The 23,876-nt window shown below is 31.2% G+C and carries 14 protein-coding genes; 2 read left to right on the top strand and 12 right to left on the bottom strand.

The features are described from left to right. The 3 genes from JHL18_RS20900 to glcT all read right to left on the bottom strand — a co-directional run. Nucleotides 1–417: IS1 family transposase (locus tag JHL18_RS20900; RefSeq protein WP_200272837.1), on the bottom strand; the 417-nt coding region annotated here is incomplete at its 3' end. 660 nt (nt 418–1,077) lie between these two features. After that, nucleotides 1,078–2,574, bottom strand: coding sequence for a PTS transporter subunit EIIC (locus JHL18_RS20905; RefSeq protein WP_200272838.1), 1,497 nt, complete (start codon nt 2,572–2,574; stop codon nt 1,078–1,080). 294 nt (nt 2,575–2,868) lie between these two features. Then, nucleotides 2,869–3,714, bottom strand: a complete 846-nt coding sequence (glcT, locus tag JHL18_RS20910; protein ID WP_200272839.1) for a glucose PTS transporter transcription antiterminator GlcT — start codon at nt 3,712–3,714, stop codon at nt 2,869–2,871. A 346-nt stretch (nt 3,715–4,060) separates the two neighbouring features. On the opposite strand from glcT, the gene JHL18_RS20915 reads away from it, so the two are divergent. After that, a complete protein-coding gene (locus JHL18_RS20915; protein WP_200272840.1) occupies nt 4,061–5,086 on the top strand; it encodes an acyltransferase family protein in 1,026 nt (341 codons plus the stop codon). Between the two features lie 174 nt (nt 5,087–5,260). Here the strand turns inward: JHL18_RS20915 and JHL18_RS20920 are convergent, their stop codons facing one another. From JHL18_RS20920 to JHL18_RS20950, 7 genes are all read right to left on the bottom strand, one after another. Beyond that, complete coding sequence (locus JHL18_RS20920) at nt 5,261–5,935, bottom strand: hypothetical protein (RefSeq protein ID WP_200272841.1); 675 nt, start codon at nt 5,933–5,935, stop codon at nt 5,261–5,263. Then, nucleotides 5,932–8,433, bottom strand: coding sequence for a glutathionylspermidine synthase family protein (locus JHL18_RS20925; RefSeq protein ID WP_200272842.1), 2,502 nt, complete (start codon nt 8,431–8,433; stop codon nt 5,932–5,934). The genes JHL18_RS20920 and JHL18_RS20925 overlap by 4 nt, the downstream gene beginning before the upstream one ends. Nucleotides 8,434–8,657: 224 nt before the next feature. Further along, a complete protein-coding gene (locus JHL18_RS20930) occupies nt 8,658–8,990 on the bottom strand; it encodes a hypothetical protein (protein WP_200272844.1) in 333 nt (110 codons plus the stop codon). 14 nt (nt 8,991–9,004) lie between these two features. Continuing rightward, nucleotides 9,005–9,631 (bottom strand): hypothetical protein, encoded by a 627-nt coding sequence (locus JHL18_RS20935; RefSeq protein ID WP_200272846.1) that lies wholly within the window; start codon nt 9,629–9,631, stop codon nt 9,005–9,007. Between the two features lie 14 nt (nt 9,632–9,645). Next, nucleotides 9,646–9,858: a hypothetical protein gene (locus JHL18_RS20940; protein ID WP_207753077.1), complete on the bottom strand. Its 213-nt coding sequence runs from the start codon at nt 9,856–9,858 to the stop codon at nt 9,646–9,648. A gap of 446 nt (nt 9,859–10,304) precedes the next feature. After that, complete coding sequence (locus JHL18_RS20945; RefSeq protein WP_200272850.1) at nt 10,305–11,129, bottom strand: Cof-type HAD-IIB family hydrolase; 825 nt, start codon at nt 11,127–11,129, stop codon at nt 10,305–10,307. Between the two features lie 366 nt (nt 11,130–11,495). Further along, entirely contained in the window at nt 11,496–11,879 is a 384-nt protein-coding gene (locus tag JHL18_RS20950) for a desulfoferrodoxin (RefSeq protein ID WP_200272853.1), read from the bottom strand. A 513-nt stretch (nt 11,880–12,392) separates the two neighbouring features. Between JHL18_RS20950 and JHL18_RS20955 the strand changes: the two genes are divergently transcribed. Further along, nucleotides 12,393–12,617 (top strand): hypothetical protein, encoded by a 225-nt coding sequence (locus JHL18_RS20955; protein ID WP_200272855.1) that lies wholly within the window; start codon nt 12,393–12,395, stop codon nt 12,615–12,617. Nucleotides 12,618–12,994: 377 nt separating this feature from the next. On the opposite strand, the gene JHL18_RS20960 is transcribed toward JHL18_RS20955, so the two are convergent. Together JHL18_RS20960 and JHL18_RS20965 are read right to left on the bottom strand one after the other, a co-directional pair. Then, on the bottom strand, nt 12,995–21,520 hold the full coding sequence (locus tag JHL18_RS20960; protein ID WP_200272857.1) for a glycoside hydrolase family 94 protein: 8,526 nt from the start codon (nt 21,518–21,520) through the stop codon (nt 12,995–12,997). A gap of 241 nt (nt 21,521–21,761) precedes the next feature. Continuing rightward, nucleotides 21,762–23,057 (bottom strand): M18 family aminopeptidase, encoded by a 1,296-nt coding sequence (locus tag JHL18_RS20965; RefSeq protein WP_200272859.1) that lies wholly within the window; start codon nt 23,055–23,057, stop codon nt 21,762–21,764. Nucleotides 23,058–23,876 lie beyond the last annotated feature (819 nt).

Below are 23,876 nucleotides of genomic sequence, written 5' to 3' on the forward strand. Positions count from 1 at the left end.
TTCTTTTATAATAACTTTTCCAACATGTACAACTCCTGATAAACTATCTGGAGTTGAGTCTATACTTAACGCCTTAAGTATTTTATGTCTCCAATAAAAAGCTGTCCCAATACTTATATTTAGCTTCTCAGCACAGAATTTTAAAGTTTTATTTTCTGTCATTAATTCAGTAAATTCCATCCAGGTTCTAGTGTTCTTCTTTGAATAACTCCACAATGAATCAGTTGTACGTGAAAAAGTTTTTTCGCATACTTTGCATTTGTATCTTTGAATTCCATTATAAAAGCCATATTTAATATACCAAGTTGACGCGCAAATTGGACATGCATTTACAACTCTATCTTTATAAAAATCTCTTTTTAGAACATCATTAGTATGCAAATCAAATTTTTTAAGTTTAACATCAGGTTGTAGCAAAAGGAACACCTCACTAAGAAAATTTGATAATTAGGTTATCCTCTTAATGCTTGCCACATATTCATTTTTTTAATCATTACCAACATTTATTTAACAAATAACTTCATACAATAAAAATTCACTGAAGCTCCTTTCTGATATGTTCCTTTTAATAGTAGACAGTTATAATATTGGAACCTTGTATACAAAAGCAGAGTAAGCTCTCTTATTCAGTGAGTTTTTTACACGTAACCTTTTCTAAACATCAGTAAAAAAACACTTTCACTCAAATAGTTTATTTTTGACTATTTTTCTTTATTGTAGTTATAAAGATAGACTATTTTGATCCGAAATCTATTTTTAAGCTTTTCTAAATTCTAATTGGAAAACTCTAAAATATAAATCTTATAACTAAGTGGTACATCCATATATAGTTTAAAATTTATAGGACACTGAAATGCTAAGATACTAAATGTTAAAGAACTATCTCCTTCTATCAAGTCTTATTGGTTAAATTTAAATAAGCCATACCACCGAATTGAAACTCAGTGATATGGCTATGTTTTCTTAAAACTTTAGTCAAAAATTTAATGTCACATTCTATTATTTTCTTAATTAATTATTTACTTAATTACTTAGTTTATTATTTAATTGAGTAAATACTTATTCCTTTAATAGAAATTACTTGTTCATTAATTTCTTTATTTGCGAAACAAGTGGGTCTGCTAATGTGCCAACAACAACTTGAACATTGTTTCCACCAAGTCTTGATATACCTGATGCACCAGCTTGTTTTAGAGCCTTTTCATCTAATTTAGATGTATCCTTTAAAGTTAATCTTATTCTAGTTACACAAGCATCGATAGATTCTACATTGTTCTTTCCACCTATTGCACCTAATATAACTTCTGCTTTATCAGATAACTTACTGCTCTTTGAATTGCCAGCTTTAGTATTAACTGTAACTTCATCTTCATCATCTTCTCTACCAGGAGTCTTAATGTCAAACTTCTTGATATAGAATAAGAATATGAAGTAGTAAATAGCAGCGAATATAAGACCTACTATTGCGATACCTATTGGGTTACTTGTATTTGACTTACTGAAGTTTAAAGCATAATCTATGAAACCTGCTGAGAAACCAAAGCCCAGTTTCATGTTTAATGCATAAGTTACAGCTCCTGCTACACCAGTTAATACTGCATGTATAGCATATAAAGGAGGTGCTAAGAACATAAATAAGAATTCGATTGGTTCTGTAATACCAGTTAAGAAGGAAGTTAATGCTATACCTAAAAGCATACCTGTAACTTCTTTTTTCTTTGACTTTTTAGCTGCAGTAATCATAGCTAAACAAGCAGCTGGCAGTGCGAACATCATAATTGGGAAGAATCCAGTCATGAATGCACCTGAGTTTGGATCTCCTGCCAGATATCTAGTTAAGTCTCCTCTAACTACTTCTCCTGCAGCATTTGTAAAGGTACCAAATGTAAACCAGAATATTGAGTTCATTACGTGATGTAATCCAAATGGAATTAATAATCTATTTAATAGTCCAAATCCGAAAGTTCCTGCTGGACCAGCGTTAGCAACTGTATTACCAAATGCATCTAAACCATCTTGTATTGATGGCCATATATATCCAGCCGCAACTCCCAATATAATCATCAAGAAAGACATTAGTATAGGCACAAATCTCTTACCACCAAAGAATCCAAGGAATTGTGGTAATTGAATATCTTTAAATTTGTTATATAAAAGACCTGCGGTTATACCGGCTATGAAACCAGCAAAAACTCCCATATTTACAGTTGGATCTATAGCAGACGCAACTTTTTGTAATACTAGGAAACCTACTGCTGCTGATAATGCGGAAACTCCGTTATTTTCTTCAGCAAGACCTATTGCTATACCAATTGCAAATAATAATCCAAGGATTGATATTGGTGTAGCACCGTCTCCTTTACCAAGATATAATGTACCAAAAATAGCATCTCCAGCCTGAGCAATTATTGGTATACCATTTTTCATTAAATATGCATTTCCTGTCCATCCCCATACATCGCTTTGACCTAGTCTAAGCAATATTGCCGCAGCAGGCATTACTGCAACTGGTGTCATGAGAGCTTTACCTATTTTTTGAAGGAAAGCTAAGGTTCTGTTAGTTTCTTTACTCATTTTTCAACACTCCTATTACTATTAATTTTGTAAAGAAAAAATAGTTAATTAATAAATAAAATTAGATAATTGCTATAACTTTCTTTTTGGCGATCAATTGTCTTATAATAGTTATATGCCATTGTATAAGTTTTTATTAAAACAAAAAAAGCCGAAAAGGGAAAACTCCCTTTTCAGCTAATGCCCTAATTTAGGTTACACGCCGAAAGAAATAAATCAATCAAGCTATTCAACTTTACAAAATTTATTATATATCATATCAATAAAAATTGCAACGTTTTCAATAAACTTTTATTATAAATTTTTCAATCTTTCTATATGAATGGCAAGATAAGCTACTTCATCTATAGTGACTTCTGCTTCTAACTGGTCTTCTATTACTTTTGCAGCTTCTTTTGCAAGCTTATATGATTGTTTATATCGTCTTTTTATTGTATCTTTAAGTTCGTTCTTAATAGTTTTATTGGTCACAATTCTCTCACAAGCAAACCTAACATGTGTTATAAATCTTGCATAGTCTAATGATTTCCTATCAATCTTTAAGTTAAGCTCTTCTTCTATAAATCCCACAATTGAATTATTTATGAAGCTATACTTCATAGTATTTGACAACTTTCCATTTTTTCTCGCTGAATGTATATGTAGAGCTATAAAGCCAACTTCACCATCAGGAATTTCAACTCCTAATTCTTTTTCAAGTCTTAAAGAAGCTTGTTTTGCAAGATCAAATTCTAAATTGTATAAAGTTTGGATTTCACTAATAAAAGGATTTTGTATTTCTTCTTTGTTTTTCAATCTCTTTACTGCAAAATCTATATGATCAATAAGTCCAACATGAATGTTTTCACTTAATTCTTCCCCTAATTTATCTGATATATCTCTTATAATTTCTTCACAAAGTGCTAGGAAAGCTTCATCATTTCTATTCACTATCTCTTTAAAATTACTTTTATTCTTTTCATCTTCTATTGTAAATATCTTTTCTACCAAAGTTTCACTTGTAATAACGTCTCCTAATTTTTTATTAAATCCAATTCCTTTTCCAAATAATATCTTTTCACTCTCATTATTAGTTGCTAAAACAATGTTGTTGTTAAAGGCTTTTATTACAGACCAGTCACAGTTAAGTTTTTTAACCATACTTATCACCTCAACAATATTGTAACACCTAGTTTTATTTTTTCTAGTACATTCTAACTTATTTTGTATATTTATTATAAAAAATTATTATTCTATAATTAAAAGACTGTTTTTTTGCTAATTATTATTTTCATATTAAGTGAAATAATTGTTTAAAAAATGTGTTGGACTTTCACTATTAATATCCGTATCACACAAAGCGTCACACACTTTCCCACAATGATAAACTTTTTTTTAAAGATATCTGAAAACTAAGGATTGACTTATTTTTTGTGCTAAAATAGTTTTTGTTTAAAGCATATTAAAAAGTTCTTAGATAATATTTATAGAAACAGGGGGATTCATTATGGGAGACTCTAAAAGAGTTGATTACTTAGATATTGCAAAAGGTATCCTAATTATTACTGTTATTCTATGTCATAGCGATTTTCCTTTCGCTCAATATATGTACTGGTTTCATATGCCTGCATTCTTTATAATAAGCGGTCTATTATACAAGAATAAGTTAAGTATAAAATCACAAGCTACAAAATTTTTTGTTCCTTATATAGCATTTTCAATAATTGATATGACACTGACTTTTATGGCTAATCCTCATGACCTTTCAATGTCAAATATTCTTTACTATAGTTATGAGCATCTATATTCCGGTAAAATGATGCCTGGTGTATTTTGGTTTATACCTTGCTTATTCCTTACTAAGGTAATATTCCATTATGGAAAGAAGTTATTATCAAACCAAGTTTTAATAATGTTACTGATTGTATTATATGTTGCTGGTCACGCATTTGTTTTAGCTACAGTACCTGAAAATGTAGTAGATATAACCACAGCTAACTATATACCTTGGAACTTAGATGCATTAATGATTACATTACCATACTATGCAATTGGATATTATGCTAAAGACCTATTAAAATTTGTTAATAACAAGATCACTTTAATAATAAGCGGACTACTTGCAATTAGCTACTTAAAACTAAATACTGATCTTCAAATTTATTATTATATGAATATAAAATACTCTGAGTTTAGATATTACTTCTTAGATTTATTAATACCATTAACCTTTACAGTATTTATACTTTCCATAAGTTATCATTTAACTCAGCTAAAACACCTAAGCTCTGTTGTAAGTTTCTTTAAACTTGCTGGTGCTAACTCATTAATAGTAATGTATTTGCATATTCCACTAAATCATTATTTTGAAACATTGTTTAATTATAATTACGTAATTTTCACCCTGATTGGATTATTAATTCCATTAGGTTTAGCAATATTGATAAATAAAAGTGAGCTTTGTGAGTTCATTTTTAAAGGAACAAGTCCATCATCATCATCAAAAAGTCACTCTGTGAGATTTGCTCATTAAATCTCATAAGTTGTTTTAAACTTTAAAACAACAAAAAAACAGTAGAAAACTTCTATTATGTAGTTTTCTACTGTTTTTTATTATATAAAAATCATATTAATTCTTTGTGAAGCTCATTAAAGTATCGGATGTGGAAACGCCTTAAGTTTAGTAATATTAACTATGATATATAATCTATTCAAAGGTTTTTAAGGTTCCTTTAGGTACGTGAAGCTTGTAGTAGAATGCATTTACATCTTTTCCTGAGAACTTTCCAGATGTAGATTTGTAGGTTCGTTTGAATATCTCCACATATCCTTTATCTAAATTATCTTCTTCAGATACACTGCACTGCAATGAACTTATTTCCATATCATAAGACTTTTCACCTTGTTTTTCTACTTCAAATCTATAATAATTTTCTCCATCAGAACTAAAGGTCCCTGCATAATAATTATCTGATTTTACAAGATCGTATTTGTTATCTAATTTTTCATTATAAGCGCTAGCTCCGCTTATACCTAAGTATTCAAAGTATGCCTTTCCTTTATACATATCCTTATCCGAACTATTACTGCTTACTATAAATATAACAAATATACCTATGATTACAGCACCACTAAATATTCCTAAAAGAACTCTAGCAAGAGTATATGCTTTTTTATCATCATCAGTTATATAATTATACTTTTTATTCATTGATGGATTTTTCTCTTTTTTCTTAGTTTTTATCAATGAAGGGTTATACATCTTTTCTTTTTCTTTAGAAATAGATTTATTATTAAACCTTGCATCCCTAAGCTTGGAAGGATTTTTAGGAACTGCATCTAAGTTTTTCTTTATGGCTGGCTTTTTATCATCTTGACTCATTTAACCACTTCTCCTTCCATTGAATATAAAGGTGAGTACATACATATGTTATTTGTTATTTTGGAACCTACTCTAGTATATGCTCCTGCAAAGGTTTCACCAACTATATAAGTACCGATTATAGGATATAAATTTTCCTTCCAAGTACTTAAATTAGACTTTATTGTAAACTTATGAGTAGCTCCTCTTATGGTCTCCTGAAATATGCAATCATAATCAGGTATTTGGTCCAATTCATAAGATAATTTCACCTTGTCTCCTTCTCTTCCAAGCAAGGGTTTTACAACATAATCCCCATTTAAAGTTGTTGGGTCAAAGGTTGTATATGGAATATACTTTTTTATAAGCATCATTTCTTTTTTATCATAAAAGTTATATTTTAATAACTCATAAATTGCACTGAAAAAGCCTTTACTTTGAGGTATTATTGACCAGGTTGGGTTAACAGAAAGTATGCTTTTGTTTATTAGTTTACCTATAGCTTCAACTTCATATTGTGGTTCAAAGAACCAATCCAGTGGATAAAACCTATAAAAACAATCTATTTTATTTCCATACAAGTAACACTGTTCATCTTTTACTTCAATATCGTATATACTACCGATAAGTAACTGTACGCTCATATCTTTATTTTCTTTGATATATTGGCCTTTTACAGCATCATATATGCTATTTATAGTATACCAGTCTTCATAATAGGTTGCTGATACTATAGCCACAGTACTTACAGTTTTCTTTGATCTTGCAGCTTCTAATATCTTATAGAACTGTTCTTTAAGCAATGATGCCAATTTATCATTGATTCTATTAATTTTAAGGTTTTTGTTAATTATTATTCTATCATAATAAAGCTTATCGACTACAAGACTTTCACATACTCCAGCTGGTGTTTCTGCATTAAGTTCCAGCACCTTAAAGTTCCCGTATTTGTCTAAAATCCAATCCATTCTCCCTATAAATATAAGTTCATCAGTAAATTCTCTTTTAATAGTATCTTCTAGATTCTGTATTCCAAGTATATCTCCGTATAAATCCAGATTGTTATATATTAGCTTAGTAGTCTTCTTAAAAATAGCTGCTAGTTTTTCAGTGGCATTCTTTAACTCTTCAAGCTTTTCCTCTTCTATAATTATGATTTCTTCACTAAGATACTCATAATTCTTAGCATAAATTCCTGTAAATCCATGTTCTAATATGGCTTCTTTTTTCAATTTCTCTAGGTCAATATTAGGATTTATTATTCTTAATTGAGGTGCTTTATTTATACTTACAGAACTTATCCAAGTGCTTTCCTCTTCAGTAAGATAGTCATCGTTCCATCTTATACAACTACCTATAAAATCATGTCCACTTAAGAATATACCATAGTTACCAAACGCCTCAACATCATAACTAAATCTCTCATCATAATAAGGTGCAGTCTCCATCTCTATTTCACAAAATTCTTGAAGTATGAAGGTTTTATGCTGCATTTGCTCTTCAACGTATTTCATGTTTTTCTTCCACTCATCTTCATTATGAAGAGTCCCTATAAATACATCTATACTATATCTTCCGAACACTGGCTTTACAACATACTTATCCTTATCACGTAGAGCTTTATAAAAATTAGCTTCACTTAAAATCTCAGTTCTAGGTAGAACAGAAGTTATTACATCAAGTTCTAATTCACTAAGCCTTGGGTCTTTATCATCTGATAGTGACCATAAATATGCATATAAGCTTTTACATTGAGCTATTATTACCCTTGGATCATTTAGTATTAAGAATTTATTATTGTTATGAAGCCTTAAGATATGTTCAAAATCGCTTACTTCATATAAGAATTCTGTAGGATATAATCTTATCATCACATCAATCTGCTTATTGAAGGCATAAACCTTATCCTCTATTACATTGAAATTATCTGGTCCTGCCAAGATAAAGGAATGCTTATCATCTTCAAGTATATCTTTTACATACATTGCTAGATGGGTTTCTTCATATCTAGATGGTGCAGTCAAAAATGCAATATTTAACTCTTTTTTATCTGGAATTTCTTCTGAGCAAATCCTTTTGAATACACTTTTTAAATCTTTATCAAAATTATCACCAAAAGCGCCTTCGAAAGTTGAATTAAAACTGCACTCCCTCTGTGCACAAGGTTTATCGTAGTTAAGTTCACTATAAAAAATACCATCTGCTTTTCTAAATCCATCATATCTGACCCACAAGGTTTCAGGTAATTTTCTTTTTATAGCTATTATCTCGTCTTTATACTTGAAATCTGGTATATATGGCTTTACATCTTCAAACTCTTTATTGATTCCATTAAGGATTCTTTCTATAAGAGAGTTTAAAATTTCACTGCTTTGTTTAAAATTATTTGCTAAAGTCTCACTTATAAGTGCTGCTTCATCAGCAAACACATCATTTTTTCTTGTGGTATGAACCATATCATATTTAAACATCATCATGTCACTAAGGCTTCTATATCCATCATAATGACTTTTCAACATAAGAATCACTCTTTCATCTTTATATGGATGTACCACTTCATTTTTAAATTTATATTTTTAAATTCTCCTCTCATAATCCATAGGAGTTTTAAAAATAGATTAAGGATTGAAGTGTTACATCTTTGGATGTACCACTTCGTGATTAAGTTTATATATTTAAACACTCTCAACAGAAGCCGTGAGAGTTTTAAAAATAGATTTCAGATCGAAGCGTTACATCTTTATTAACTTGAGGAGCTTGTCATTCTATCATTTTTGTAACTGTAAAGACCTTTTCCATCCTGCCAAGCCTTCCAGCTGTCAGAAGAAAACTTTGTTGCCCTTCCTCTAAGTAGTAATGGCACATTTGATGGAAATATTATTGCAGTAGAACCTGTACCATGATAAGCATCATCTTTCTCAAATTTATCTACAGTTTCCTCTTCTTCCTCTTCTGAAGTCCAATTATTAGAGTTTGCTTTAACAATCAGCTTTCCCTCACTATACAAAGGACTTGCCAAGCTTACTGCAGTTGCTACGGACAATGCTAATGCTCTTTTCTTCCACTTGTCATCCATTTACTATATCTCCCTTAAAACTCTAGAATTTCTTCAACTTCAAAACCACTTTTTCTTATATAGTCTAAATAATACTTTACATCTTCTTTTACGTAACCTTCCGAAATATACACAATATTTTTTATACCAAGTGCTTCTAAGATATCAGCAGGAGGTAATTCTTCCTCAGTTATCTCATATTGATTATTGAACTCCATATAGTCACAGATATAATCTTCCTTATACCTGTCTTTATCCAATACAAAACAATATGCTTTTGGTTTCATAAACTCTAACCTATCACTATATAATATTAATCTCTGAGCCATTCCCTCATCACCAACGATTCCAAAAGTATGAAATATATGATTAAAGGATAAGATAGGCTTTACATTTACTTCATTATTTAATAACAAAGCTAGATCTAAAGCTAATTTTGCTTCAAGATCAATAATATGCAGGCTATCAGCTTCAAATCTATGTTTTAATTTGCTGAACTTATCTATACTATCACTGCTAGGTGAAATAGTATCGTCTAATGAAAAATTGTTGTAATTTTTCATTGTAGCAAAAGGGGTTACTTTGAAATAACATTGAAATTCTTCTAACCCCTTTTGCCAATTATCATACACCTTGTAAATATTTATTTCAGTTCTTCGCATTTTTATCTCCTGCTTTAATATCCAGCACTCTGACCTGCTTTATAAGTCACTGCAAAAACTCTAGTTAAGTTTATTATATGAGTATATCCACTAGTGTCTTGAAGAGTAAGATAATCTCCATTTTGCTTAACATCTTTTACTTCCACCGTAACGTCTGGCGCCTCACCATTGTAAGACTCTATTGAATTATAAATATAACATTGAGTTACTCCATACATTTTCTTCACCTCTAAAATTTAAAATTTGATATATAGATGAACCACTTCATACTTCAATTTGTATTTTCAAATTGAAGTATTCTATCTTTATATATTTTATAACAATTGGAAAACTTATTAAATAGTAGCAATATAAATTTTACCTTAAGATTAATTTTTTTTTACTCTTTAACTTATATTATGTTTTAATTCTGTTACTCATACTTATTCACAAATCTCATTTAATTATATCTAAATAATAAAAAAGTCACTGAAGCGACCTTTTTTAACGCATCTGCCTTTCCCAATGTATATAAGGAAAATCTGGTAGACGAATAAGTTTTGTTTTTTTACTATATAACCATATAAAACTTTTAAAATGTTGAAATATCTAGACTTAGATAACTCGAAAATTTTATACTTTCATATATAGTAAAAAAAGAAGGTGCCCTTAAGCACCTTTACTAATTATTATTCTATAAGACAAACTTTTCTATAGCTTTTGCTACTCCTGAATTTACATTTGTATCTGTAACATAATCTGCTTCTTTTTTAATTTCATCTGGTGCATTTCCCATAGCGATACCAAGACCTGCATATCTTATCATCGACAAATCATTTTCGCTATCCCCTATACATATTATCTCTTCTTGGTTTATATCAAGCATTTCTGCCAAGTTCTTTACCGCATTTCCCTTAGATGTACCAGCGTTCATTACCTCAAAGTTGTTAGTCCATGAACTTACTACTTCAAGATCTTTGTATTGTCTTAATTCTGCTTTAGCTTTCATCAGCTTATCTATATCTACTTCTTCAACACATATGGCTTTAAGAATTTCACCTTCATGTCTTTTAAAGGCTTCCTTAAAGGCCGTTCCTTCATCGAATTTTATTCTGCCTTCTTCCGGTAATTCCTTGTTATTAACCTTATACCCATGATTCTCACCTACCACGATCTCTGATATTAAGGTATCATGAGTATTAAAGTATGTTAAAAGATTATACTTTTTTATAACCTCGTAGATTCTTTCTAATTGATCATCATTAAGTGAAGACTTATATATTATATCTTCTCTATCTTTTTCTCTAACATATGCACCATTTGATGCAACTATCGGCACCTTTATACCAATTAGGTCTGCATAGTATTTTGCTGATGTAAATAATCTTCCGGTAGTTATAGCAATCTTTATTCCTTTATTGTACGCCTGCAATACAGCATTTCTATTCTCTTCGCTTATGGTACTTGGACTACTTAAGAGTGTACCATCCATATCTAAGCATATTAATTTATATTTCATCACAAGTTCATCCTCTCCTATTTATTACATCTACATCAATACTTAAATAATTGTAATTGAGTATAAATAAGTATTTTATATACGTTCTTTACCTAGTAACTTTTATTCTAAAATAATTTATCTATATGTTTATTATAACAAATATTCTACATTCTTACCCAAATCTATAGGTTAATTTTAATGTTAAGTTTTGTTTAAAGAGTTCCTATGTCGAAACTTAATTTATACTTGTTCGAAAATCCCGGCTTCTGGGGATTTTCGGGCATGTATAAATTAATAGTTGAGCTAGGCACTCTGTATAAAGGTCACAAGACCGCAAAAAAGGAAGCTTGTTTTGCTTCCTTTAAAAATCACCTTACTATTTTTTTATAGTTCTACTTTCCATAATCCATGTAAATTGCAGTATTCTCTAACTGCTACTACTTTTTCATCACCAGTTTTAAAATACACTTCTGGTTTGTCTCCAGCTTTTAATGTACCTCTTAGTACTTTTGACTCAGTGATAACTTCTATCCACTGTATTAAGTGTTCTTCTGTCATTGGATGTGCTACTTCTCCAACCTTAACTAATACTCCACCTTCAACAGCTTCTACTACTGGAACATGTTTTTCTTTTGCTCCATCAGTTGTATTTTCTTTTTTAAGAGTCATTGGCTTTCCACAGCAAACTAATGTTCCACCAGCTTGATTTACAACCTCAACAATGTTACCACACACTTCACATTTGTATACTTGATTTACTTCTGTCATAATAATTCTCCTCCTACTCATTATGTGATGAAATTTACTTTAATCCCAATTAATATATATATTTATTACATATATTACAGATGACTACTTTATTATAAAATTCACACTTTTAAATTCTTCTCTCAGAGCTCAAAAGAGTTTTGAAAATAGATTTAAAATTAAAGTAGCACATCGTTATAGGCTATGAATGTCTCACTTCGCAATAAAAATTATACTTTTAACTTCTATAGCCGAAACCAGTGATAGTTTTAAAATAGACTGCACATATAAGTTGTCCACATTTAATCGGACAATTTGAAGCCCATATCCTAAATCTGGACTAATTATATATATATTCCTATTAATATTATAAAATTCATGGTTCTTTTTTACAATATAAAATTATAACAATTTGAGATACTATAGATAAACTACTTCATATTTAAATTTCATACCGTGTTGGAATTAAGCGGTTATTCATCCAATGCTTTAAAATCAAAGTAGTAAATCTTAATAACTAAAGGAGTGATATTTATGGCAGACAAAAGTAAAGCTACTAATAAAAATAAAACTTACTTACCAAATGATAGAGATTGGTATTCGCCTGAAGGACATGACTTAATTTCACTTTCTAAAACTGGAAACACATATACTAAATTACCTAATCCTAAGACGGATCCTATTGTATCAAATAACATTTCATATATGGAATTCGATTATACTGATCAATCCTTATATGAAGATCAGGATTCAGATTAAAGGAATGTATTGCTAAACCCCACTATTAAATTAAATGCTCAGTCATCCGATGCTTTAATGAGCCTTCGCAAAGAATTAATTTAATTTAAAAAATATTCTTTAACATATCATAAAGCAAAATGCATGTTCTAAATCATTAATTATGATTTTTGAACATGCATTTTTTTGATGAACCACTTCATACTTAAATCTATATTTCTAAGTTTTCTCGTGAGGAGCCGTGAGAACTTTTAAAATATATTTAGTATCAAAGTGGTTCATATTTATAGATACCCCAGTTCTATAAGTCAAAATATTCTAGAAGCCGTTTTAACTGTTAATGGTACTTTGATTAAGTTATATATTGCATTTGGAACTGGTCTATCTATAATTTAAGCTTATATATGTACCTCTACTTCATGCTTTCCTTCTAGGTATGGAATAATATCTGACTCGAGCACTTTACCATCTAAAATAATTGTTTTTGATGGCTTTTTATCACTTGTATTAGTAGCTTTATTAATATCTTGTGTTACTACTATGTGATAGTGCATATTGTCTTTATTGTACTCTATCTCATATTGCTTCCAATTACTTGGTATAGAAGGTTCTATCTTGAAGCCTTTGTCATAACTTCTATTAAAGCCTAACATATACTCAACTGCTGCCTTATACATCCAACCTGAAGCGCCTGTATACCAACTCCAGCCTCCTCTACCTCCATGTGGTTCCTGAAGATAAACATCTGCCGCCATTACATAAGGTTCTACCTTATAGGTCTTACTTGATAATTCTGAAGAGCTATGATTAATTGGGTTTATCATGTTAAAATATTGCCATGCCTTATTGCCCATTCCAAGCTTTGCCATAGCTACAATAACCCAAACTGCAGCATGAGTGTACTGGCCTCCATTTTCTCTTACTCCAGGTACATATCCTTTGATATATCCTGGTTCTAATTTTGAGTTATTAAATGGCGGATTTAACAGAAGTATAATTCCCTTATCTTCCTTTACTAGATTATTTTCGATGGCATCCATAGCTTCTTTTACTCTTTCTGGCTTTCCACCACCAGTTATTGCAGCCCAGCTTTGTGATAAAGAGTCAATTCTACATTCATCATTTTCTTTAGAACCGAGTGGAGTTCCATCATCAAAGTACGCTCTTCTGTACCAGCCACCATCCCAAGCATTCTTCTCAAGATTTTCTAGAATGAAGTTTCTGCTTTCAGTAAAGTTTTTCGTATTCTCATTGTCTTTCTTATAACTAGTCACTTCAGTAAAATCTCCTAGTATTTCATACAAGAACCACCCAAGCCATACGCTTTCACCTTTACCTTCATTACCTACAGTACTCATTCCGTCATTCCAGTCACCGCTTCCCATTAAAGGTATATTGTGCTCTCCATATCTTAACGAATACTTTATTGCTCTTATGCAGTGATCGTAGACTGTTCCGGACGATTTAGACTCAAATCTATCTGAATATCTTTCATCCTCTCCATCTTTAAGCGGATCATCATATAAGAAAGGTGCTTCTTCATCTAAAACACTATAATCACCAGTAGCTTTTAAGTACTTTGCAACAACATAAGGTAACCATAATAAGTCATCACTAAATCTTGTTCTTATACCGCTGTTTACCACAGGATGCCACCAATGTTGAACATCTCCTTCTTCATATTGTCTAGATGCACTTCTAAGAATTTGGTTTCTAGTAATTGTTTCATCTAATATTCCTAAAGACAATGAATCTTGAAGTTGATCTCTGTATCCATAAGCTCCACCAGATTGATAGAAGGCTGTTCTTGACCAGTATCTACAACTCATTGTTTGATACATTAACCATCCATTTACCATATAATCCATTGATTTATCTGGAGTCTTTATCTTAACTGCTCCTAAGAAATCTTTCCAATAATCCTTAACCTTAGCCAGTGTATCATCAACAGATTTTAAGTTGCTATATTTATTTATAATGTTTCCTATAGCTTCTACACTCTCTTCTGCTCCAAACATTAATATCAAGGTTCTCTTCTCTTTTGATTTTATTGTAATCTTAGTTTGAGCACCTAAACATGGGTCTAGGCCTCCTCCTACTGTATCCGATAGTTTCTCTAGTCTTAAAGCTGCTGGATAACCAAGCCCCTCATTTCTTCCTAAGAACTCAATTCTGTCACCAGTAAAGCTCTCTTCATCTCCTCCATAAAACTTCAAATAGCTCTTATAGTTACCGAAGTTTGCAGAGTATGGATTGTTAGCCCATATGAATCTATCTTTTTTATCTTTACTGTTTTCCTTTGTATTCACTTCATTTATATAAGTTGATACATATTGTGCTGATTGTTGAGGAACAACTCCTAATACCAACTGAGCATAATAATATAGTGATATTGTTCTCTCATCTTCGCCACTATTTTCAAGCTCTATCTTCAATATTTTTATATTATCTTCCATAGAACAGAACATAGTAGTCTTTCCACTTATATTATGGTAATCATGACTAAATCTAGAGTACCCAAAACCATGTTCTACAACGTATTCTCCCGTATCTCTTAATGGTTTAGGTGTTATACTCCATATCTCTTCATTTATATCATCTCTTAAATATAAACATTCAGTTGCAGTATCCATAACCCAGTCATTATTCCAAGGAGTAATTTTGTTTTCCCTAGAGTTCCCGATCCAAGTGTAAGCAGCTCCACTTTCGGAAACATGGAATCCAAAGTCTCCATTTGATATTACATTTATCCAAGGCGCAGGTGTATCTCTATGATCATTTAATACAACTACATATTCACTACCATCCTTCTTAAATCCACCATAACCATTAAAGAAATCTAAATCTCCTATATTATACTTATAATTTATACTTCCTTCATAGTTACTAAATCCATTATACTTAATATCTTTTTCATCTTTACCTGCATTAGCATTTTCTCTTAGTATGGTTTCTCTTCTAGGAATATCATATCCTTGAAGCTCCTTGTGCCTTAGAATCACATCATCTCTAACCTTCTTATCCTTTGCTTCCCACTGCTTCATCTGATTTAATAAAGTCCCTCTATCCGAGCTAATTACAAGCTTTGCTATCCCCAGTAAAAAGTCTCTCATTTCATCACCTAGGGTGCTTTTGCTATGTAGGTATATTCCACCTGGTTTATTCCAATAATCTCTTGATTGAGACGTGTTAACCTGCTCTATTATATTTTTTTGTACTGGCAGATCATAAGAAGTTTCTTCATCATTGTATATCAATAAATCCGACTTAAGACCTTTACTCCTCCAGTAGTAATGCATGTTAATCACTTGTCTAAGAAGATCCATATCAGCTTCTTCTTTTATCACAAGCATTAGTATAGGAAGATCCCCCGAAATTCCATAAGGCCATAGATCTCTTTGATGTTTACTTAGTGATTTTATATATTTTTCATTTTCTCTTCTCCAACTAGTTAAAAATAGTATATTTGAAGCTAATGATTGGAATAAGTTAGCTTGAAATGATTTTATACCTAAATATTTCATTTCTAAAGCAACCTGCTGGGTTGCACCTATAAAAGCTCTTTCGCTTGAGCTATTATCTGTGTACTTACTTGCAATCTTCATAACTTCTTCTCTGCTATCACCAGCAATAGTAACATATGACACTGATACTTTTTGCTTTGGAGGCACCTTCACCATGACTCTCATAGATATAATTGGATCCAGTATTATACCTATACTATTATTTAATGCAGTATCATTATCCATAGCTCTTGGAGCTCTTAAATTTCTATTCCTTCCTATAAAATCTGCTCTTGCAGTTTCATAGGAAATTGCTCCTATAATATCTCCATCACTTACAACTTTTTGCACTAGATGATGTTGTTTTTGCCCTTTTGCTCTTGGTCTCCTTTTAGCAATGATACATCTGTTTTCTTCATCGTACTCTGTTGTGATAAATAAATTCGAAAAGGTTGGATGAACCACATCAGCGCTGAATGGTGCTAAAGTGACTTCCATATAACTTGTTATCTCAATATTTCTCACACTTTCCGAATTATTTTTTAAAGTTATTTTTCTAACTTCTGCATCATACTGTGAAGATACACATACTTCCATAGAACTTTCAATGTTTCCAACACTTCTCTTAAAGAACGCTTTATCTAAAGTAAATTGAACTACCTCTTCATCTCCAGCTACTCTACATGGCTCATATGAAGGACTCCAATATTCATTAGAATTTAAATTCTTTATATAGAACAAGACTCCCCCGCCTTCATCTGCAGTATCGGACTTCCATCTGTTTACAGTCATTTCACCTTTTTTACTTAACCCACTACCACTATTGGTTATAATTGTTGAATACGAACCATTAGATAACAAAAGAACCTCTGGGTTTTCTGTAGCCGAGGAGTACTCTCTTACTATAAGTGGTTCCTGTTCAGCCTTAATCTCTGGCAAATCAAACTCTTGCTTTCTAGTAAATATCTCATGGTAGCCTTGTTTTTCTTGAAGCAATAACTCAAAAGCCTTTACTTGAGGAAGCTTATGAAATCTTTGTTGCAGTATATTTTCATTTACAAAGTTATCAAGTGACATCAAGCTCATACCTTGATGATGTACCATAAAGCATTTCACTGGAGATTCTTGTTTTCCTCTAGTTACTCTTTCTTCAGTGAAATCTATAGCTTCATAAAAACCATATCTTCCTATCATACCTTTGTTTATCAAGGTATTCATATTTTCTATTGAAGACAAAGGGGCAAAACTTAAAGCCATTACTGTTGAATAAGGGGATACTACCAACTCATCTACCAAACCTCTTTTTAGTCCTATACCCGGTACACCAAATGCTTTATATTGATAGTTCATAGCTACATCAAAATGATAAAATGCTGACTCTGATATTCCCCAAGGAATACCTCTTTTATTGGCATAAATCTTTTGAGCTTCTATTACAGAGTTATATGTTAAGTCCCATAGAGTTCCTTCATAATTTTTCATTATTAAGGCTGGCATAAAATACTCAAACATTGTTCCACTCCAAGAAACCAAACTCTTTATACCAAAAGCTGTAGTTATTGCTCTACCTAGCTTAAACCAATGTTCAAACTCCACATCACCTTTTGCTATTGCTATAAAAGACGCCGCCCTTGCTTCTGATGCCAATAAGTCATAACAGTTATCACCTAAAATATTGTTCTCCATATCATATCCGATTGAAAATATCTTTCTATGACTATTATATAGAACCTTGAAATCTGTTTCAGATGCCATCACATCTAGTCTTCCGATTATATTATTTATCTTTGCTATTAAATCAGCAACAGGGCTAGTTTTAATTAGTATTTCTTTATTACTTGATTGAGACTTTCTAGCCAAACTATTGTTTAGAGCTGCTTCAAGATTGGTAACCGGAACCTTTAGTAATATATTTCCGAGTTCATTCAATCTATCATCGTTGTCATCTTCTTCACTGCAAGATTCTATAATTTCTCCTAGCTCAGCTAGCTTCATTACAGCTTCTTTTTTTAGCTTTGTTACCCAATATAACTCCTTCTGTTTGTTTTCTAATTCTATATTTAAACACTTATCTACCACATATTTCAGTGTTTCCATATAATTTTTTAAACTCATATCTTCCCTGCATATAGCATCTTTTTCTAGTTTAAATATATCGTTATCTTTAATTCCCTCTTCAATAATACTCATGGTATCTATCAAGGAGCTTCTTTGGTTATCTGATATAAGAGGTTTCTTTAAATATTCACTTAAAGCTTCTTCAATGACCCACAGATATCCTACTAAATTCCCACTATCAACAGTAGAAACATATCTAGGCCATAATGGAGTCTTTGTTCTTGTGTCATACCAGTTTAAAAAATGCCCATGATACTTATCTAATTTATCCATGTTGTTAAGAATTTTTTCTATTCTATCTACTGTATCGAATAGTGTAATATACCCCATATCTCTTGCAACTATATTTGACATAAGCCCCATTGCCATATTAGTTGGTGAGGTTCTAAAGGCCACTCCGTTGTTAGGATCTTCTTGAAAGTTATCTGGTGCTAAATAGTTGTTTTCTTCATTTACAAAATCCTCATAATAAGCCCAAGTTCTTCTGCTTAAAGTTCTTATAAGCAACTTATCCTTTTCTGGTATATCATTAAAAGTAGTTGCTGCATTTCTATCTTCTTTACTTATTAAATAAGCTACTAGAGGACTAATAATCCATAAAATAGATATTAGTAAATTTGTGCTCCCTAAGGAGATTGACTTATTAAAAGTTGCTATCAAGTACAATACACCTATAAGTGATGAGAGCCACATATACTTAAAATAACTGTATAGATCTTTACCACATGCAGCCTCAGCATCAGCTGAGGTTTGCCACTGAAGCATATTTTTCTTAGATATAGTTGATCTATATATAGTTCTTATTATTGCATCTATCATTATTACACATTGATTTGGTAAAAAGGTTATTGTTAAAAGTACTTGCTTTAGACTTCTCAGTATATCTTTTTTCTTATATTTAGGCGTAATCATCATGTCTGTAAACGCAAAAGCCACAAGCGATATCACACCAAGAAGAGTGAATATATCCCAAAGCATCCCATTTTTCAATACAATTACAGTAATGAACAGACTTATTACAATCCATGGTGCTACTAAACTTCTTCTTAAGTTATCAAATATCTGCCACCTAGATAGTAACTTCAACCTTTTACTAAATAACCAAGGTAGTATCTGCCAATCGCCTCTAACCCACCTATGAGACCTCATACAGCTAGCTTTATAAGAAGCTGGATATCCATCTACTACATTTACATCTGTTAGAAGTGCACATCTTGTATATGAACCTTCCAATAAATCATGACTTAGAACTCTATTTTCAGGTATCTCATCTTTTAAGATATTATAAAATGTATCAATATCTATAATACCTTTTCCTGTGAATATACCTTCCTTAAATAAGTCTTGATAAGAGTCTGATGCCGCACTAGAGTATACATCTATTCCTCCATCACCTGCAAATATTTGAGTAAATATAGTTTTTTCTGAAGCCTCTATCTTCATATCTACTTTAGGCTGCATTATTCCATATCCTCTTATTACTCTGCCTTCATTATTTACAGTAGCTGAATTTAAAACATGAGCCATTGCGCCAACTAATTTTTTTCCTGCTCCCATTGGTAAAACAGTATCTGCATCTAAGGTTATTAAATATTTAGCCTTCTTAAGTTCATCTATATTACCACTAATAACATTATAGCTAGTTTCTCTATCATTTCTTAGAATAGCCATAAATTCCATGAGCTTTCCTCTTTTTCGTTCCCAGCCCATCCAGATATTATCTCTATCATTAAACACTCTTTTTCTATTAAAGAAAAAGAAATGCTCTGGCTTTCCTTTAAAATACTTGTCATTTAATAATTTTGCTGCTTCTTTTCCAACATAATTTATATCCTTATCTGTTTCTTCTTCCTCATTTGTAGAATCAGCCAGATCTCCTAACAGTGCAAAATAGAAATTATCATCTTTATTTGCTATATAGTAAACCTCTAAGGAATCCATAAGTTCCTTCACCTTTCGGCTACTACTAAATATAGCGGGTATAACAACTAAGGTTTTAGAATTCTCAGGTATATTTTCCTCAAAATCCATCTTAGGTAAGAAATCCGGTTTATAAAGTTTAGTTATACTCCAATTCATAAATCCTACAACAACTTCTGAGATAGGCAATAGTACAATTAAAGCACCAGTGACCAACTCTCCTGTAGACATATATGAATCAAAAGCATATGCCAGAGATACAACTATTATTTCACATAGTATGATTAAACATATTTGATATAATATAAACTTCCCTGGAGTTACAACTTTCTTACTTCTAAATCTACCAATACTCTTCTCTAAATCTTTTTCTCCTTGATCTAGTAAATAGTAGCCTACATGAGCTTTATATCTATCATTCTCAAAAGACTTAGCGTTATTACATAGTTTTAAAACCTCTTCTACTACTTTCCACTCCTCTTTTGATGTAGCTCTGCTTATTTCTTCAACTCTATGTCTATAAAAATCCTTGGAGCTAAAATCCATATTACTGTAAGTTCCTTCAGGATCTTGACTTAAGAGCTTTTCAATTCTTGATACACTATCAAAAACATATTTCCAGCTAATAGCATCTATGGTTCTAAGTGAACTTATATAATTCCCCATAGAAAGCTGGAGCTTATTTTCTCTTATAAATTCTCCTGTAATAGCATCTTCAAAATTTTCTTCTTTTGCTATCTTCTTTCCTAACACCTTATAAAGCTCATCATTATCTATAGAGTTATCTCTTAAGACTCTAAATAGTTTTTCTCCCATTTCAACTGAGAACTTGTCATCATTTTTACCTATTTCTTCAACTGTCTCTGCTAAACTATCATTATTACTACTATCTATTATTCTATAAGCTAATTCTTCTCCGCTTTGTTTTTCTTTTTGTATATATGCTAGCTTATCAGTAACTGTTGCTATTCCTTCTATTAACGCAACTCTTAACATCAATGGAAAAGCCCATAACTCTCCCAAAGTTATATACTCTTTATCATCGCAGCCCTTTAGGAAATTTACTGTGTCGTGTTCCTCTACTTTTCCGTCATTAGACTTAAGAAGATCTTTAGCTAGAAGATATACTTTAGGACAAGACTCTTCTCCACTGACTAGGGGAAGATTTTCGAAATATCCCCATGGCATATTTATCTTAATAGTCTTATACTCTTTTTCTATGACATAAATATTGTCTAAAAGCCATTCTGCAGCCCCAACTATATCCCTATTCTCTTTTACTTGTTGATTAATATATTGATAGTTTTCTAAAATTCTACTATAACTCTCTTTTAGAGAATACATTATTCTCCTTCTGCAGTTAACTGAATCAAGTATCTTCATAAGTTTTTTCCTTCCCTCTCTATAGTGTACATTTTATTTTTTCCAAATGTAGCAGAATTATAGTGATTGTCCATTAGTTTTTTTTATTTTTACACATAAAGTTCATTTTTATGCCTAAATATATCTCTTTATACAACGAAAAAAAACACTGAAGAGACTTTCAAGGGCACTGAAAAACTTTAGCTTTTCAGTGCCCTTGTGACTTTCTTCAGTGATTTCTTATATGTCTTAACTTTCCAAATTATATACTATAAAAAGTTTCAAAAGACTTTACACAATAATAATGATCTTTTACTCCTCCTAATTCTCTTACCGAATGCATAGAAAGAATTGGGGTTCCCATATCAACAGCCCTTATATGAAGGTGAGTTGAAGATATTGGCCCTATTGTTGATCCACCTCTTAGGTCTGATCTATTAACAAATCTTTGCACAGGTACTCCAGCCTTCTTACACATCTCTTCATAAACTACAGAAGAATTTGAATCAGAGGTATAGCTTTGAGAAGCTGCTACTTTTATAACTGGTCCTCCATTTATAACTGGTTTAAGTACTGGATCATGCTTTTCTCCATTGTTAGGATGAACAGCATGAGCTAAGTCTGCAGAAATTAAGAAAGATTTTGCTAGTGCTCTAAAATAGTGCTCTCTATCTCCACCTAGACATAATACTATTCTTTCTAATATATGAGCTAATAACTCTGAAGCTGCTCCTTGTTTAGTTTCACTTCCTACTTCTTCATTATCAAAACAAGCCATCACATTTGTAGCTCCAGATGGTTGAGTGTTTATTATGGCCTTTATTCCTGCATGAACCATAGCTAAATCATCAAGTCTTGATGAAGATATAAACTCATTGTTTAATCCCATTATACAACCTTTTTCAAATTCGTATAAAAACAAATCAAAATCTAATATATCACTAAGCTCTACCTTTAACTCTTCTGCTATAATGCTTAGCAAATACTTACCACTCTCAAGCTTCTCACTTATCATCGATAATAAAGGAAGTGTGTCCTTTTGTCTATTTAATTTAACTCCATCATTAACCTCTCTATTCATATGAATAGCTAAGTTTGGTATGACCAGTATTGGTCTGTTGATATTTACGAGTCTAGTTTCTGGAAACAATGGACTCTTTCCTTTTACAGTTACTCTACCAGCTAACGAAAGAGGTCTATCAAACCAAGTATTTAGTATAGGTCCGCCATAAACCTCAGTATTTAATTTTACATATTTGTTTTCTGATGTAATCTCTGGATTAGGTTTTACTCTGAAGGTAGGCGAGTCTGTATGTGCACCTATTATCTTAAATCCGTGTTCTTCTATTCTTCCGCTTCCAACTTTAAAAGCTATAAGTGCAGAATCATTTTTAGTAACAAAATATTTTCCTTCCTTTTTTAGCTTCCAACTATCTTCTTCTTTAAGTTCTCTAAAACCGTTTTTAGTCAATTCCTTCTTTACATTTTCAACTGCATGAAAAGCTGTTGGGCTTTCATATAAAAAGTCTATAAGTTCATTTGCTAATTGTATCTCCATAATTCACCTCTATAATTCTATAATTTAATATATATTTACTATTTTTGAAATTAAGGTATAACTGTAAGCTATTAGAATTAAACTGTTTTAGAAAATGGAATAGCCTTAAAAAATCGCTAATCGTTCTTCATTAGTGATTTTTTTGCGCATCTGCCTTTTCTGAACGTATGTGAGGAAATTTTGGCAGGCGACATATTCTCACTTTTTACTCTTTAAGTACATACACTTTTTGTTTTCTTAAATTTGATATATAAAAGATTTATAAGTAAGTATGATTATTAAAGAGTAAAACTGTATTGTCTGAACTTAGTGAGTTATACAGTTTTAGCTACTCCATTGTAAAAAATCATATTAATTCTTTGCGAAACTCATTAAAGTATCATAGGAGTGATATCTTAATTTCAGTGTAGCGCTAACTATAGCGTATTTAATTTGCTTATGATTATTATTGATTAAGTACCATTCTATTATAATCTTCATCTTATAAATAAATCAGTTCCAAATAGTATTTATATTTGATAATCCTATTACAATTAATAGTTAACAAAAATATCGCTTAGTTTTATTTAGATAGAACTGGTTTATCTATAATATATTATATTTAATATTTCCTATATTATCAAATTATCGATCTATTTTTGTAAATTCCTTGAAAATCAAAAAATCCGCTATATTCAAATAACGGACTTTTTAGTAATGTTTATGTTTACGAGCATTATTTAAATTAAGTGTCTGTGCATGAGATACTATATGAGCGAGCTATTAGAATCAAATGATTTTTTCAGATGGAGTGGCTCTAAAAAATCATACTAATTCTTT

Source organism: Clostridium yunnanense, from assembly GCF_016595795.1.
GTDB lineage: Bacteria > Bacillota > Clostridia > Clostridiales > Clostridiaceae > Clostridium_AR > Clostridium_AR yunnanense.

Excerpts from the sequence above, each read along its gene's own strand:
- JHL18_RS20945 (WP_200272850.1), bottom strand. The coding sequence starts at position 11,129 with ATGAAATATAAATTAATATGCTTAGATATGGATGGTACACTCTTAAGT.
- JHL18_RS20905 (WP_200272838.1), bottom strand. The coding sequence starts at position 2,574 with ATGAGTAAAGAAACTAACAGAACCTTAGCTTTCCTTCAAAAAATAGGT.
- JHL18_RS20915 (WP_200272840.1), top strand. The coding sequence starts at position 4,061 with ATGGGAGACTCTAAAAGAGTTGATTACTTAGATATTGCAAAAGGTATC.
- JHL18_RS20965 (WP_200272859.1), bottom strand. The coding sequence starts at position 23,057 with ATGGAGATACAATTAGCAAATGAACTTATAGACTTTTTATATGAAAGC.
- JHL18_RS20925 (WP_200272842.1), bottom strand. The coding sequence starts at position 8,433 with ATGTTGAAAAGTCATTATGATGGATATAGAAGCCTTAGTGACATGATG.
- glcT (WP_200272839.1), bottom strand. The coding sequence starts at position 3,714 with ATGGTTAAAAAACTTAACTGTGACTGGTCTGTAATAAAAGCCTTTAAC.
- JHL18_RS20950 (WP_200272853.1), bottom strand. The coding sequence starts at position 11,879 with ATGACAGAAGTAAATCAAGTATACAAATGTGAAGTGTGTGGTAACATT.
- JHL18_RS20930 (WP_200272844.1), bottom strand. The coding sequence starts at position 8,990 with ATGGATGACAAGTGGAAGAAAAGAGCATTAGCATTGTCCGTAGCAACT.
- JHL18_RS20955 (WP_200272855.1), top strand. The coding sequence starts at position 12,393 with ATGGCAGACAAAAGTAAAGCTACTAATAAAAATAAAACTTACTTACCA.
- JHL18_RS20960 (WP_200272857.1), bottom strand. The coding sequence starts at position 21,520 with ATGAAGATACTTGATTCAGTTAACTGCAGAAGGAGAATAATGTATTCT.
- JHL18_RS20935 (WP_200272846.1), bottom strand. The coding sequence starts at position 9,631 with ATGCGAAGAACTGAAATAAATATTTACAAGGTGTATGATAATTGGCAA.
- JHL18_RS20920 (WP_200272841.1), bottom strand. The coding sequence starts at position 5,935 with ATGAGTCAAGATGATAAAAAGCCAGCCATAAAGAAAAACTTAGATGCA.